Origin of the sequence: Aquisalibacillus elongatus (assembly GCF_003843875.1) — a bacterium.
Classification (GTDB): domain Bacteria; phylum Bacillota; class Bacilli; order Bacillales; family Alkalibacillaceae; genus Aquisalibacillus; species Aquisalibacillus elongatus.
This window is the reverse complement of the sequence record NZ_RKRF01000013.1, coordinates 21,909-36,461: the sequence shown is the minus strand read 5'-3', so window position 1 is coordinate 36,461 and position 14,553 is coordinate 21,909. Positions and strand designations below refer to the sequence as shown.

The window sequence follows — 14,553 nt, the reverse complement described above, 5'->3', positions numbered from 1 at the left end:
AACACTTTGCCAAAGGGGGAATACGAGAAAGTATTACACTATTATTTATAACCTGTTTTTAAAAAAATAAACGTCTTTTTTAAATTTTTTGTTGCTAAGATTGTATTCACATAAAGTCAAAGAAATATCGAATCGTATGAAAGAATACTGGCGAAGTATACGTAAGACTATCAACCCGACTTAAATACCGTACTTTAAAGGTTTCTTGTTTTTCGAAATCACCAATCAATAAGTCTCGTTTTAAGAAGGATATTGTTAAACACCCAAGAAATCCCGTGATACTTATGATGACCCCTGATAATATTCCAAACGTCAGACCAAATGTTGTTAGGTAAGGGTAAAGATAATAGGATGTACAGGTTGTTAAAATGAATGCGACGAGGAACCCTTCCCAGGTAATATAAGGATTTGCAGTTGGAACTACTTTACTTTTACCTAGATAAAGGGAAACAGTGTATTGAACCACATCATTTAACTGAGTTAACACAACTAAAAATAGTACTAAGTTTGCACCATAATCAGGTGAAGCAACAGGATAGTAGGCTAAGTGGCTAAGTCCAAAGACCATTAACATTAATCCCCACTGTGTAGAACTCACTGATTTAAGGAAACCAAGTGTACCTTTGCCAAAAATTCGTGGAATCGGTAGAAATAAGAAAACATAAACTGGAATAAAAACGATAAACATTCCATACCATCCAATATAAATCCAATAAAATTGAAGCGGAATCGCAAGGTAGGCCCACAGAAATAAGCGACGATCAGATTTCCTCGTTTTCATCATAGAGAAGTATTCTCTTAAGGCAAATAAACAAAGCACCATAATAGAAAGTAACGATACAATCGTATTAAATAACGTTGCAAAACTAAAAACTACAAACATTCCCCACCATGTTTTCACTCGCGAATGAATAGTAGAGAAATCTATATTTGGCTGATTCTTTTTAACAATATAAAACGCAGTCGTAACTACGAGTAAAACGAGTAAAATAATCGATAAAGTCCAGACTGTTTCATTCATAATTTCACCTCGTTTAAAATAAAACTGCATTCATTTTACAGTAAATAGTATATAATGAAAAGTGAGAATTTTTTAGCACTTTCAAAGAGGGGATATGATGAGTAGCCAAGAAGTGTACATCGTACTTTCGAATACAGGTACTTTATTTACAAGTTTAATTAAAACATACACGAGAGCGCCTTATAATCACGCATCGATCTCGTTCGATGCAGAACTTCATGAAATGTATAGTTTTGGAAGGAAAAATCCTAGAAATCCTATGCATGGTGGATTTGTTAAAGAAGATATTTTAACTGGTACATATAGTCGATATAAAGAGACCACTTGTGTGATTTATAGGTTGAACGTTACAGAGCGGGAAAAGGAGAAAATGAAGCGAATTTTAAATGTATTTATAAAAAATGATGATAAATTTCTATATAATATTTTAGGTGTACTCGGTGTCTCATTTAAAGAACCAATAGAATTTAGCAATTCATATTTTTGTTCGCAGTTTGTCGCAGAGGTATTACAACGTTCGGGGATTAAACTTTGGAATAAACTCCCAGCAATGGTCACCCCTGATGATTTCCGCAAAAATGAACAGCTAGAGATGGTTTATGAGGGTAAACTATTTGAATTTGAACCTATAAAAAAACAATTATAGATTACCCTCTTTAAATAAGGTCAATCCGTATTCACAGATTTCTTTTGAAACTTTACGACCAGTTTTATAACCAGTGTTATGTTATGTTTTCCCTGATGATTTTTGATAATAAGGCCATAATATGTTAGAATACGAAATTGTGCAAAGAAATAGGTATCGGGAGTTGTATAATATGTCAAAGATCATCGAAGAAGGACAAGTCGTTGAGGGGAAAGTAACAGGCATCCAGCCTTATGGTGCTTTTGTTGAAATCGACGAAAACGTGCAAGGGCTTGTTCATATTTCAGAAGTTACACACGGTTATGTAAAGGATGTTAACGATCATCTTTCAATTGGCGATGACGTTAAGGTAAAAGTCCTAAATGTTGATGAAGATGGAGGAAAATATTCCTTATCAATCCGTGCAACTGAAGAAAAGCCAAATAACAAAAAGCAAAAGCAAACAGTTGCTGCTTCAAGCTCAGACCAGGAAGGAACTGGTTTTAACGTGTTAAAGGATAAGCTTGAAGAGTGGATTGAACAGTCCGAAGATCGTGAACAAACTTATCGAAATTAAGTTGAAAAGTGTCTTTAAGATAAATTCTTGAAGACACTTTTTTTGATTAATTTTATGATTTTCCTCATAATAAAAATTAGTTACTGTAAGAAAGGAGTAATAGTATGGAAAATTTCACGTTTTATAATCCGACTCAATTAGTTTTCGGCCGTGGACAGCTTGAGAGCCTTCCCAATTTAATTCCTGAAGGTGTTAATCGAGTGTTAATTGTTTATGGCGGAGGCAGTATTAAGCGCAATGGTATTTTTGCAAATGTTGAAAAGAAATTAAAAGATCATGGTTATGAGCCATTTGAATTCGGTGGTGTTGAGCCGAATCCTAGATTATCAACCGTAAGAAAAGGTGCAGATTTCTGTAAGGAAAATAGCATTGATTTTCTTTTAGCAGTAGGTGGCGGTAGTGTTATCGATGCGACGAAAACGATTGCTGCAGCTGCCAAGTATGATGGAGATGCTTGGGATCTTGTAACGAAAAAAGTAGCTCCTGAAGATGCACTACCACTTGGTACGGTGTTGACACTTGCAGCGACTGGTTCAGAGATGAACGCAGGATCTGTTATTACGAATTGGGAGACGAATGAGAAATATGGCTGGGGTTCACCGTTGTTGTACCCTCAATTTTCGATTTTGGACCCGGTTCATACTTATTCAGTGCCAAAAGACCAAACAATCTATGGCATTGTAGATATGATGAGTCACGTATTTGAACAGTACTTTTATCGTCCTACAAATGCCCCTGTACAAGATCGTATGTGCGAAGGTGTTTTAAGAACTGTTATTGAAACGGCACCGAAGCTGATTAATAATTTAGATTCATATGAGTATCGCGAGACGATTATGTATTCAGGTACCGTCGCGTTAAACGGCATGCTTCAAATGGGAACGCGTGGTGACTGGGCGTCACACAATATTGAACACGCGGTTTCAGCGGTTTATGATATCCCGCATGCTGGTGGACTTGCGATCATCTTCCCGAACTGGATGAAGCATAATGTCGATGTTCAGCCAGAACGCTTTAAGCAAATGGCTGTGAGAGTGTTTGGTGTTGATCCAACTGGAAAATCTGCTCAAGAAGTGGCGTATGAAGGAATTGAGCGTTTACGCGAATTCTGGACAGCCCTAGGCGCACCATCACGTTTAGCTGATTATGATATTGATGCATCACAAATTGATCTAATGGTTGATCGTGCGATGAAGCGCGGCCCGTTTGGTAACTTCAATAAATTACAAGATGAAGATGTAAGACAGATTTTAGAAATGTCATTATAAATGGCGAAAACCTTCAGCTCGCGAGCTGAAGGTTTTTTCATAATTAAGCACTAAATTTGCCTTATTAAGCAGTAATCGAGGTGTATTAAGCACTTATGAAAAGTCACGATTCGTTATACATGATAATCCCTTTGGCGTACATACTAGGGGTGAGGTGATGAGATGAAACAGCTAGAATCTGGTATTGATAACCAAATGTTTGACTTTGATGAATTAGAAAATATATTAAAACGGTTAGACTTTGTCATCGGTGGAAATTGGGAATACAATCATGCTTATTTTGATTACAAAATTGAATCCGATACGGAGAAGTATGTTTTTTTACGAATCCCAGTTTCGACTGAAATTGGTAGCTTAGATGAACCGGATACGCAAGTTCGAATTGGAAAACCATTTGTTTTGGCGCATCGATTTGAATCGGGCACGGATCAGCAGGGTATTTCGAATAATGCTACTGGAACTTTTAATCAGTTTGCGGCTCCTGAAGATCCTGATGCAGAGGTGGATGCACAATATGTGGAAGAAGCTGAACAAGTATTGCAAAAAGTCGAACGGGCGTTACTCCATTAGTTTTTCTGAGAAAATGATTTGGTCTCCTTCAACTAACTCAATTTGAGGGTCTGGATTCATAATAATCTCTTCTTCGCGAATTAATCCGAGAAGCAAAAGACCCTCCTTCTTCATTTTATACGTCAACTCTACAATTGTATGACCCTTCCATTGGTCCGCCACATTATGTTTAATAAATTCCTGATCAGATAACAATGACATGACGTATTCAAATGTTTGAATTTGTTGATGGCTTGTTAATTCATGAAAAAATAAGGTGCTCGTCGATTCATTTGTACAAATAGCCTCACTCGCACCAGCGCGCACGGCATTGGCTTTTTGCGTACTCGTTAAAATTTCAACCAAAACAGGGATTTTACTGTTAAGACCTCTAGCCGTTATTGTAATTAAAATCGAATACGTATCTGCATCACGCTCATATTTTGATTGATCAGATGTAATAATGATTTTTTTAGCGTGATCGATATTCGCTTTTTTCCACGTGTCATCTAAGCTTGGATCGCCTTTAATAAAATGGACGTAAGTCACATCAATCGGGTCTTGTTGGATTGATTCATCTATTAATACTATCGATGTCTCATCTTGGTACTGATCATGAAGTAATTTAATAAGCCTTCTTGTCCGCTCGTTCCAGCCGACAATAATGTAATGATCCTTTCCTTTAAATGATACTTTACCCTCTGCATAGGATTTTTCTCTTGATACTGTACTTCTAGAAAATGAAATCATGTAAAAAGTTAACACCCCTCCGCCTGCCATTATTAAAACAATGGCAACTAGCCGGCCAATAGTTGTTTGAGGCACAAAATCACCGTAACCGATGGTTGACCCAGTGATAAATGCCCACCATATTCCGTCAAAAACAGTCTTGAAATTATCGGGTTCTAAAATTCTCATAATATACCCAAAAATAGACATAGATAATATGACTGTCACAAACAACCTTAAAAATTGTGGCACTTTAAAATACCATCGTTTGAGTTTGTAAATCATGGCGCTTCCCCCTCCAGACACTATTTCCATTTTGTCCAGAGACAGACCGTTTTAAACAAGGAAAAAAGCCAACCATATAGGACTATGATTGGCTTGCTTCTATCGTATATCGGGCGGTTGGCATGGCTTTCAAACGTTCGTCTGGAATTGGTTTTCCCGTTCGTTCGCAAATGCCATACGTGCCTTCTTCCATTTTTCTGAGCGCATTATCGATTTCGTGTAATTCTTCTTCAGCTCTAACGTGAAATGTTATATCTTTTTCACGTTCGTACATTTCAGTACCAGTATCAGCCGGATGTTGTTGGTCGACTGAGTTTAACTCCCCTACACTATCTTCAATAAACGACTTGTCTGTTTCAAACGATTGCAGCTCCTCTTCGACGCGTTTTTTATCCTCGAGAAGCTGACGCTTTAATTCAATCTTTAAACGTTCATCCATAGCCTCACCTCATGATTTTCGTTGAACAACACCTAATGTACAACGAGATACGGAAATGAGTTGATCACGTTCGTCTAGGATCTTAATCTCCCAAACCATGGTTGATTTACCGATATGAATAGGCTTAGCAACTGCTCTAACAACGCCGTCACGTTTACTTTTAACGTGATTTGCATTAATTTCAATGCCAAAGACACCTTGTTTTTCAGGATCAACATTTAAAAATCCGCCGATACTTGCAGCAGATTCAGCTAAGGCAACTGAAGCCCCACCATGCAAATAGCCTAAAGGCTGGTGCACCTTTGATGTAACCGGCATTTCCAAAATGACTTTATCCTTTTCGGATTTTACAACCTCAATATCTAACGTTTCAAAAAGTGTGTGATCAAACTCCATATTTCCCTCTCCTTTTTATAGTGGTTTGGATGAAAAAAATTATACTCTTATTACGATAAAGTCTGTAGGGCATAAAGATGGTTGAGTAAAAATGCTATTCCGTATAAAAAACCAAAAATCGTGTTGGTCTGCGCTGTGAATTTCATCGCAGGCATCATCTCAAGAGGTGTATGGTTGTTTTTAAACACTTGAATGGCGTTAAACGCTTTTTTAGCACTTAACAATGTAATAAGTCCCCAAATAGGCATGATCCCCATGATCATAAATGCAATGGTTAGTCCATAAGCAGCCAAGAAAAATCCAGCTAACACGCCGATTGCATTGTTGCGTCCTACTAAAATGGCTAACGTTTTACGACCATTCTCTTTATCGCCTTCTAAATCGCGTATATTATTCGAAAGCATAATGGCGCCGATTAACACTGCGATTGGAAGTGATAATAAAAGAGCCTCGCCAGTGATGACTTCAATTTGAATATAATAACTGATGCCAATAATAATCGTTCCCATGAAAAATCCTGAGAAAAGCTCGCCAAATGGAGAATAAGCAATTGGATAAGGCCCGCCAGTGTAAAGGTATCCGAATAACATAGAAATAATACCGATTACCGCAATCCAGAAAGTCGTTTGAATACATATATAAAACCCTAAAACGACGGCGATCCCATAAAATATAAATGCCAGATTACGTACTTTTTCAGGTGCTATACCATCCCGGACGATTGTTCCGCCAATACCTACCGATTCTTCTGTATCTAACCCTTTAACAAAGTCATAATACTCGTTAAACATATTTGTTGCGGCCTGAATTAAAATAGACGCAGTCAGCATCGCAAGGAACAATCCTGCGTGAATCGATGTATATATGCTTGCCATAACGGTTCCGACAAAAACCGGTATAAATGAAGCTGTTAAGGTGTGAGGCCTTAGCATTCGCCACCAGATTTGAAAACCTGATTTTTTCCCTAAGACGTCTTTTGTTGTTTGTTCATTCGACAATTTCGTCATCCCTTTCCATACTCTATAAAGCTTCTCAATCTAAACATAGTTTAGATAAAGGAGAAGGGTATGTCAATAAGTGGTACATGGCGTTAGTCTTGTCGGATGTGAAAAAAAGTCATACAATAATAAAAGAGTGTTTTTTGAGTTTGATGACTTTTTGAAGAAGTCATTAATGGAGGCTTAACTATGTTACAGACGAAACAGCTTTCGTTGAGAGAACAACTGATGACGATCCAAGAACAATTGAACAAACATGAACAGGTTAATGTTTCAATCGTTGAATCGATTGATGATATAAATCCGGTTGATTTTTTTGCATCATTTGACAGACAGGAACTCGTTCGAACGTTTTGGAAAGACCCAAAAGAGGGTACTTTCTTTATTGGTGTTGGACAATTGGAAACGTTTGAATCAAAAGGTAAACAACGTTTTGATTCAATGAAGGAACAGTGGAACCACTTCATATCAAACATTAGTATTCCAAATGAGGCACCAAAAGGGACAGGCCCTATGTTAATGGGCGGATTTTCTTTTAATGAAAAAATAAGCAGTGATAAGTGGAGTAGTTTTGAACCAGGTTTAATGGTTTTGCCTGAGATGATGCTATCTGTGTTTAATGAAAACAGTTATATGACATATAACGTGACGGTGTCACAGAATACGGACTTAGATCAACTGGTCAATAGGTTGAAAAATTGGGAACAAGGAGTTTCATCTGCTGCTGAGAATAAAACGGACTTGGTTTCGACGAATAGTCTAGATTATCGCAATTGGAACCAGTTAATTGAACAAGCTGTCGCTTCGATTAAAAGTGGAGAGCTTGGCAAAGTCGTATTGGCTCGAGAATTAGAGGCGACGTTTGAACAAGTGATTCCAATTAACAGCGTCTTAGAGCGAATGGTTAATCAGCAGAAAGACAGTTTCATTTATGTTTTTGACCAAGGAGAAGAAGTCTTTGTGAGCGCGACACCTGAACGTTTAGTCCGTGTCGATGGTGATGAATTATTATCGACGTGCTTAGCGGGAACAATCTCGCGTGGCGAAACGCTCGAAGAAGATGAGGCATTAGCTTCCTCTTTACTAAATGATGAAAAAAATCGCAACGAGCATCAATACGTCGTGAATATGATTAAAGAAGCGGTTGAACCGTTAACGGATTCGGTTGATATACCTGAAAAACCGGTCATTTATCCACTAAGAGCATTACAGCATTTATATACACCTGTTACAGCGAAGCTTAAGCATTCGAATTCGATTTTTGATTTGATTAAAAAACTTCATCCGACACCAGCATTAGGTGGTGAACCGCGAAACGAAGCGATGCGTTTTATTAAGCATTACGAGCCGTTTGAACGAGGTTGGTATGCTGCACCTATCGGTTGGGTGGACCATCAAGGAAACGGTGAGTTTGCGGTCGCTATTCGCTCTGCATTAGTTCAAAAAGACCAGGCGACGTTATTTGCAGGTTGCGGAATTGTCGAAGAATCAGATCCACAAGAGGAATACGAAGAAACGAAGCTTAAGTTTACGCCGATGCTCGAGGCTTTAGGAGGCATCTCTCAATGAATATGGGAGAACAAACGTATTTCGTTAGCAATTTTATAGATGAATTGTATCAAAATGGCCTTCAGCATGTAGTGATTTCACCAGGTTCAAGGTCGACGCCTTTAGCGATGACGTTTTCAGAACATCCGTCTATTCAGGAATGGGTCCATTTTGACGAAAGGTCTTCTGCGTTTTTTGCGTTAGGAATCGCCAAAAGAACGCAAAAACCGGTTGCGTTAGTTTGTACGTCTGGGACGGCTACGGCTAACTATTATCCGGCTATAGTAGAGGCCTATTACAGTCGCGTTCCGCTTATTGTGTTAACTGCTGACCGTCCGCACGAACTTAGAGATAACGGGGCGCCACAGGCGATTGATCAGATCAAAATGTATGGCGATTACACGAAATATTTTCATGAAATGGCGATTCCTGAAAATACAGATCAAATGAAACGGTATGCCAGAAGACAGGCAAGTCGGGCGTATTCGGTATCAAGCGATCATAATCAAGGGCCGGTTCAACTGAATTTTCCGATGCGCGATCCGCTTATTCCTGATTTATCGTTACCGAATCTTTGGGGAAGTTGTGAGCCATCGCATGTGAATTTTATCACAGGAAGAGAACAACTTCCGGATGAAGCGGTAAATGATGTTCTAAATCAGTTAAAGGGACTAGGACGCGGCGTGATCGTGTGTGGTGAGCTTAAGTCAGAAAATGAACGTGAATTAGTCCTTGAGCTTGCAGAAAAATGGGAGATTCCGGTGTTAGCGGATGTGCTTTCTAACTTACGCCAAACAGCGGGTGTTCACTCATACATTATTCCAACCTACGATGCTATTTTAAAACAGCCAGAAATTCGTGAGTCTTTAGAGGTTGATTTTATTGTTCGTTTTGGTCCGATGCCTGTATCCAAACCCTATTTGCAATGGATCACGAAACAACAGCCATCTGTGCACATCGTAGTGGATGAAAACCAAGGGCATCGTGAGCCGACGAGCATAGACACGACGATGGTCTATAGTGAACCGGCGGCATTTTTAAAACAATTAATTCAGTCAGAGAAACCTGATTTAGACTCTGACTGGCAGCGTTTCTGGCTAAATAATGATGAGATTGCACAATCGATTTTAAGAGAAGCAAAAGATGAACTGACGGAAGGTTCAGCAGTTTTATCGGTTTCAGAAGAGTCAAAAGAAGGACAAGTTATTTTCGTCGGAAGCAGTATGCCGATCCGTGATATGGATACGTTTTTCTTAAATGAAAATCGAAAAGTTGAAGTGATGGCGAATCGGGGTGCTAACGGCATTGACGGTGTTATTTCAACAGCAATAGGTGTCAGTGCGACAGGCGTTCCAGTGACGTTAATATTAGGTGATGTGACGTTTTTACATGACTATACGGCGTTGTTTATTGCAAGGCAGTATCAATTGCCGATTCGGGTGATTGTGCTAAATAATAATGGCGGCGGGATCTTTTCATTTTTGCCACAGTACCAGGAGAAAAAGCATTTTGAAGCTTTATTTGGCACACCATTTAACCCGCCTGTTAAACAAATGGTCGAAGCGTTAGGTTTTGATTATGTAGCACCAGAGACCGTTGAGTCATTTAAGGAAGCTTATCAAAAACCGATAGACGGCCAGGACGTCATTGAAGTGGTGACGGAACGTGATCATAATATGAAGTGGCACAAAGACTTATGGCAAAGGATCTATGAAAACCTCGATCGCGAGGGTTTATTATGAAGGTCAATGTTGGAGACAATTCATATTATGTAGAGGTCACGGGCAAAGGTGAGCCTGTTATTATGTTCCATGGTTTCACGGGTTCGCTCCGAACGTGGGACTTGCTCGTCAATTATTTGTCTGAGCATTTTCAATGTATCACGGTTGATTTACCGGGACATGGTCAAACAAATGCCGACGTTACTGATATGGAGCAAGCTTGTCGTGAGTTAAAACAGATTATTCAAGAGGTGACAACGGAAACGTTCAATCTCCTCGGCTATTCAATGGGTGGTCGAACGGCGCTTGTATTTGCGCATCAGTATCCTGAAAGTGTGAAGCGATTGATCCTTGAGAGTGCTTCGCCTGGACTTGATGGAGATGAGAAGAACAACCGCCAGTTGCGAGATGAGAAGTTGGCGACGTATATCGAGGAAAACGGCATCGAGGAATTTGTTAATTATTGGGAAACCATCCCATTATTTCAAACGCAAGAGTCTTTGCCTGACTCAGTTAAACAAGAAATTCGAAGAGAACGATTATCACAAACGGAAAGTGGTTTGGCGTTGTCGTTAAGAACGATGGGAACGGGCGTACAACTTTCGATGTGGCAGCATTTAAATAATCTAAATTTGCCTGTTTTTTTAATTAGCGGAGAACTCGACCGGAAATTTGTGAACTTAAATCAACAGATGGATGACGAGTTTCCGACTGCTATTCATACAACCGTTTCAAACGTTGGACATGCAATCCACTTAGAAAATCCTGATTTTTTTGGTAAAATAGTTATGAAGCATTTAAACAATTACATATAAAGGGAGGCAAACATCATGGCAGTACAATGGGAAAAAGTACGCGACTATGAAGAAATTATTTACGAAAAGTATAATGGTATTGCAAAAGTAACGATCAATCGCCCTGAAAAGCGTAATGCTTTCACACCGTTAACGGTTCAGGAAATGATTGACGCTTTCGCTGATGCACGTGACGACTCTAATATTGGTGTGATCGTACTAGCAGGCGCTGGCGATGAGGCGTTCTGTGCAGGAGGCGACCAAACCGTACGTGGACACGGCGGTTATGTTGGAACAGACCAAGTTCCACGTTTAAACGTACTAGACCTACAACGTCTAATTCGTACGATTCCAAAGCCAGTTGTCGCAATGGTTTCCGGTTATGCAATTGGTGGCGGCCACGTCTTACACGTCGTTTGTGACTTAACAATTGCTGGCGATAATGCTATTTTCGGACAAACAGGTCCAAAAGTAGGAAGCTTTGACGCAGGTTACGGCGCTGGTTTACTAGCACGTATCGTAGGCCATAAGAAAGCGCGTGAAATTTGGTACCTATGCCGTCAGTACAATGCTCAAGAGGCAGAAGATATGGGGCTTGTAAATACAGTAGTACCAGTAGAAAAACTAGAAGAAGAAACGATTCAATGGTGCGAAGAAATGCTAGAGAAGTCACCAACTGCTCTACGTTTCCTAAAAGCTTCATTCAACGCAGATACAGACGGCTTAGCTGGTTTACAGCAAATGGGTGGCGACGCGACGTTACTTTACTATACAACAGAGGAAGCTAAAGAAGGTCGTGACGCATTTAAAGAAAAGCGTAAGCCGGACTTCAAGCAGTTCCCGCGTTTCCCATAAGTCGAAAATCAAGATCGCGTCCTGTGCGCGATCTTTTTCATGTTAATTGCTAAAGATAGGGGGAGCAATCATGACAACAACACCGAATTGGCTGGATAAGAGAGCCTATTTAACACCTCACCAAGAAGCTATTGTACTGCCAGATGATACGACATATACATTTTTAGACTTACAAAATGATGCCAAAAGGTTAGCTAAGCACTTTTCTAATCAAGGATTTCAAAAAGGAGACCACATCGCGCTTTTATCTGATAATTGCTATGAATTTGCTGTAGCCGTTCATGCTTTGTCTTATATTGGGGCAGTCGGTTGTTTACTGAATACACGTTTGACCAAGTCTGAGTTAGCTTTTCAGTTAGAAGATGCGAATGTCCAAGGGCTTATTTTTCAATCAAAATATGAAAACACCGCTCTTAAATTAAAAGAAGAGCTGGAAGTTTTAACCGTACCACTTCAAATCCCTCACGTAGAGTGGCTTGAGAGTGATTCCGAACTGAAATTAGATAACGTTTCACATATTTTATATACGTCAGGGACGACCGGTAATCCTAAAGGCGTTCAACTGACTTACGGTAATCATTATTGGAACGCTACAGCATCCGTATTAAATCTGGGTCTTCATTCAAATGATCGTTGGTTATTAAGTTTGCCGATGTTTCATGTTGGCGGATTGTCTATTTTATTCAAAAGTGTCATCTATGGCATGCCCGTCCATTTACACGAAAGGTTTGATGTAGATACCATTCACCATGATATTATGAATAAGGGAGTTACCGTTATGTCGGTGGTGGCGTTAATGGTAGAAGAGCTTATGAAGCGGCTAGGCGATGGGCAATATCCTGATACCTTTAGATGCTTTTTATTAGGTGGCGGTCCCGCATCGCAATCTTTATTAGAACATTGCCGAGATAAAAACGTCCCAGTCTTCCAGTCCTACGGTATGACCGAGACGGCATCGCAGTTCTGTACATTAGATGAAGATAGCATGCTGTCGAAAATTGGCTCATCAGGTAAGGCATTATTTCCTGGGCAATTAAAAATTGTCGAAGAAGGTCAGGAATGCTCGGCAAATGAGATTGGAGAAATTTATGTGAAAGGCCCGACGATTACACCGGGCTATTGGAACCGGACGGATGCAAATGAAGATACATTTGATCACGACTGGTTGAAGACAGGTGACTTAGGTTACTTAGATGAAGATGGATACCTATTTGTCGTCGACCGACGTAAGGATTTGATTATTTCAGGTGGCGAAAATGTATATCCCGCTCAAATTGAATCTGTTTTAAAAGGTATGAATGGCATACAGGATGTCGGCGTTGTAGGAGTCGATGATGATAAGTGGGGACAAGTACCGGCAGCTTTTGTAGTTCTAAATGACGCTGTTTCTAAAGGCGACATTCAAGCCTTTGCAGAAGCCAATTTGGCTAAGTATAAAGTCCCTAAAGCTTATTATTTTGTAGATGAACTACCTCGAAATGCCTCTAAGAAAATCCAAAGACATAAATTACTGGAGCTTTTAAGAGAGGAGAACGACGCATGATCCAATTAGATCAAGCTAAAGTCAGACACGTGTCAATGAAACTAAAAAAACCATTTCAAACCGTTAATGGACTCGTCGTCACAAGAGACACGTTAATTGTTGAAGTATATGATCGTGACGGGCGTGTAGGATATGGGGAATGTGTTGCCTTTTCAGATCCATTTTACAGTCCAGAGACGACGACAACCGCTTGGGATCAGTTAAAGAACTTTTTACTTCCCATGCTAAATAAGAAAAAGCTGAAACACCCAAGTGAAGTGGATGACATTTTTTCTGGCGTCAAAGGACACCAAATGGCAAAAGCCAGTGTCGAGACCGCGATATGGGATTTGTATGCGAAACAACAAGGACAGCCCCTAAAAGAAGTCCTTGGCGGTGTGCGAGATGAAGTCGAAAGTGGCGTTGTCCTATCGCTGATGGATGACATAGAAGAACAAGTCGCTGAATATAATAAAAAAGGGTATAAGCGTTTTAAGCTGAAGGTTCAAAAAGGGAAAGAACGCGAAACAATCGAACGCGTAAAAAACGTCGTGACAGATACACCAATCATGTTTGACGGAAATGGCATGTATGGCCCCGAAGACATGCTTCACTTAACGCAATTAGATGATCTGGATTTATTGATGATCGAGCAACCTTTCCGCACCGATGATTATTACTATCATAATCAGTTGAAGACACAGATGAAAACACCGATTAGTTTAGATGAATCGATTGAATCCGATCATGACGCCTTTCAAGCCATTGAACTTGAAGCCTGCGACAACATAAATGTTAAACTCGGACGTGTAGGTGGCTATCAGCAAGCTTTAAATATTCATGGATATGCCAAAGTTGCCGGCATGCCGCTCTGGTGTGGCGGCATGCTAGAAACCGGAATCGGCCGCGCCCACAATGTTGCTTTAGCATCATTAGAACAATTTACGTTACCGGGTGACTTATCCGAATCAGAACGCTATTGGGAAGAAGATATTATAAAACAGCCTTTTAAAGTGAAAAAAGGCTGTGTCAAAGTTCCTGATAAGCCGGGGATTGGTGTCACTGTAAATGAAAAATTGTTAGATAAACGAACTATACGTTCATTTGATCATGTATTTTAGGTGAGTTTACTCCCGAATGTGGAGGGGATACTCTCGATCGTAGTGAGATTACTCTCAAACGTATTGGGTTTACTCCCGAATACAGAGAGGTTACTCTCGAACAAG

Annotated in this window: 15 protein-coding genes; 10 read left to right on the top strand and 5 right to left on the bottom strand. The window is 39.8% G+C overall.

The genetic code is table 11. The annotated features are described in order from the left end of the window. Positions 1 to 106: 106 nt before the first annotated feature. Positions 107 to 1,021 carry a phosphatidate cytidylyltransferase gene (locus tag EDC24_RS13305; protein WP_124223440.1) on the bottom strand — a complete coding sequence of 305 codons (915 nt, stop codon included), beginning with the start codon at positions 1,019 to 1,021 and terminating at the stop codon, positions 107 to 109. A 94-nt stretch (positions 1,022 to 1,115) separates the two neighbouring features. Here EDC24_RS13305 and EDC24_RS13300 point away from each other — a divergent pair, with 94 nt between their 5' ends. From EDC24_RS13300 to EDC24_RS13285, 4 genes are all read left to right on the top strand, one after another. Then, entirely contained in the window at positions 1,116 to 1,667 is a 552-nt protein-coding gene (locus EDC24_RS13300; protein ID WP_124223439.1) for a hypothetical protein, read from the top strand. A 172-nt stretch (positions 1,668 to 1,839) separates the two neighbouring features. Then, on the top strand, positions 1,840 to 2,223 hold the full coding sequence (gene yugI / locus EDC24_RS13295; protein ID WP_124223437.1) for a S1 domain-containing post-transcriptional regulator GSP13: 384 nt from the start codon (positions 1,840 to 1,842) through the stop codon (positions 2,221 to 2,223). Positions 2,224 to 2,327: 104 nt separating this feature from the next. Further along, positions 2,328 to 3,491, top strand: a complete 1,164-nt coding sequence (locus tag EDC24_RS13290; RefSeq protein WP_124223435.1) for an iron-containing alcohol dehydrogenase — start codon at positions 2,328 to 2,330, stop codon at positions 3,489 to 3,491. Positions 3,492 to 3,653: 162 nt separating this feature from the next. Further along, positions 3,654 to 4,061 carry a YugN family protein gene (locus tag EDC24_RS13285; protein WP_124223434.1) on the top strand — a complete coding sequence of 136 codons (408 nt, stop codon included), beginning with the start codon at positions 3,654 to 3,656 and terminating at the stop codon, positions 4,059 to 4,061. On the opposite strand, the gene EDC24_RS13280 is transcribed toward EDC24_RS13285, so the two are convergent. The 4 genes from EDC24_RS13280 to EDC24_RS13265 form a co-directional block, all read right to left on the bottom strand. Then, positions 4,050 to 5,054: a potassium channel family protein gene (locus tag EDC24_RS13280; RefSeq protein ID WP_170158595.1), complete on the bottom strand. Its 1,005-nt coding sequence runs from the start codon at positions 5,052 to 5,054 to the stop codon at positions 4,050 to 4,052. The two genes, EDC24_RS13285 and EDC24_RS13280, sit on opposite strands and share 12 nt — an antisense overlap. Before the next feature lie 82 nt (positions 5,055 to 5,136). After that, entirely contained in the window at positions 5,137 to 5,493 is a 357-nt protein-coding gene (locus EDC24_RS13275; RefSeq protein WP_124223431.1) for a TraR/DksA C4-type zinc finger protein, read from the bottom strand. A gap of 9 nt (positions 5,494 to 5,502) precedes the next feature. Then, positions 5,503 to 5,889, bottom strand: a complete 387-nt coding sequence (locus EDC24_RS13270) for a hotdog fold thioesterase (protein WP_124223429.1) — start codon at positions 5,887 to 5,889, stop codon at positions 5,503 to 5,505. Between the two features lie 50 nt (positions 5,890 to 5,939). After that, positions 5,940 to 6,896: a 1,4-dihydroxy-2-naphthoate polyprenyltransferase gene (locus tag EDC24_RS13265; RefSeq protein WP_124223427.1), complete on the bottom strand. Its 957-nt coding sequence runs from the start codon at positions 6,894 to 6,896 to the stop codon at positions 5,940 to 5,942. A 180-nt stretch (positions 6,897 to 7,076) separates the two neighbouring features. Between EDC24_RS13265 and EDC24_RS13260 the strand changes: the two genes are divergently transcribed. From EDC24_RS13260 to menC, 6 genes are all read left to right on the top strand, one after another. After that, positions 7,077 to 8,456, top strand: coding sequence for an isochorismate synthase (locus tag EDC24_RS13260; RefSeq protein WP_124223426.1), 1,380 nt, complete (start codon positions 7,077 to 7,079; stop codon positions 8,454 to 8,456). After that, positions 8,453 to 10,177, top strand: coding sequence for a 2-succinyl-5-enolpyruvyl-6-hydroxy-3-cyclohexene-1-carboxylic-acid synthase (menD, locus tag EDC24_RS13255; protein ID WP_124223424.1), 1,725 nt, complete (start codon positions 8,453 to 8,455; stop codon positions 10,175 to 10,177). The genes EDC24_RS13260 and menD overlap by 4 nt, the downstream gene beginning before the upstream one ends. Continuing rightward, positions 10,174 to 10,971 carry a 2-succinyl-6-hydroxy-2,4-cyclohexadiene-1-carboxylate synthase gene (gene menH / locus EDC24_RS13250; protein ID WP_124223422.1) on the top strand — a complete coding sequence of 266 codons (798 nt, stop codon included), beginning with the start codon at positions 10,174 to 10,176 and terminating at the stop codon, positions 10,969 to 10,971. The genes menD and menH overlap by 4 nt, the downstream gene beginning before the upstream one ends. 15 nt (positions 10,972 to 10,986) lie before the next feature. Continuing rightward, positions 10,987 to 11,805 carry a 1,4-dihydroxy-2-naphthoyl-CoA synthase gene (gene menB / locus EDC24_RS13245; RefSeq protein ID WP_124223421.1) on the top strand — a complete coding sequence of 273 codons (819 nt, stop codon included), beginning with the start codon at positions 10,987 to 10,989 and terminating at the stop codon, positions 11,803 to 11,805. A gap of 70 nt (positions 11,806 to 11,875) precedes the next feature. Beyond that, entirely contained in the window at positions 11,876 to 13,348 is a 1,473-nt protein-coding gene (locus tag EDC24_RS13240; protein ID WP_124223419.1) for an o-succinylbenzoate--CoA ligase, read from the top strand. Beyond that, positions 13,345 to 14,448: an o-succinylbenzoate synthase gene (gene menC, locus EDC24_RS13235; RefSeq protein ID WP_124223417.1), complete on the top strand. Its 1,104-nt coding sequence runs from the start codon at positions 13,345 to 13,347 to the stop codon at positions 14,446 to 14,448. Before EDC24_RS13240 ends, menC begins: the two co-directional genes overlap by 4 nt. Positions 14,449 to 14,553: the final 105 nt, after the last annotated feature.